Below are 501 nucleotides of genomic sequence, written 5' to 3'. Positions count from 1 at the left end.
AGTTCCGGCACGACCGTGAACAGATCGCCGACGAGACCGTAATCGGCCACGCTGAAAATCGGCGCTTCCGGGTCTTTGTTGATCGCGACGATGACCTTCGAGTCCTTCATGCCGGCCAAGTGTTGAATCGCGCCCGAGATGCCGACGGCCACGTACAACTGCGGCGCGACGATCTTGCCGGTCTGCCCAACTTGAAAATCGTTTGGCACATAGCCCGCATCGACCGCCGCGCGCGATGCGCCCAGCGCCGCGCCGAGTTTGTCCGCCAGCGGCTCCAGCGTCTTCGTGTAGTTCTCACCGCTGCCCAGACCGCGACCGCCCGACACGATGATGTGCGCGCTCGTCAGTTCCGGACGATCGAGCTTCGTGACTTCGCGGCTCACGAACTGCGAGATGCCGGCATCGGCTGCCGCTTCGATTTTTTCGACTGCTGCGCTGCCGCCTTCGGCTGCAACCGGATCGAATCCCGTCGATCGCACGGTGATGACCTTGATCGGATCG

The 501-nt window shown here is 62.9% G+C and carries 1 protein-coding gene; it reads right to left on the bottom strand.

The genetic code is table 11. From position 1 onward, the window contains the following. A partial coding sequence (locus tag AWB75_RS36565; protein WP_143746715.1) for an electron transfer flavoprotein subunit alpha/FixB family protein occupies nucleotides 1–501 on the bottom strand: 501 nt, incomplete at both ends.

The sequence above is a fragment of the Caballeronia catudaia genome (assembly GCF_001544755.2).
In the GTDB taxonomy this organism is placed as follows: Bacteria; Pseudomonadota; Gammaproteobacteria; order Burkholderiales; family Burkholderiaceae; genus Caballeronia; species Caballeronia catudaia.
This window is presented reverse-complemented; position numbering and strand designations above follow the sequence as displayed.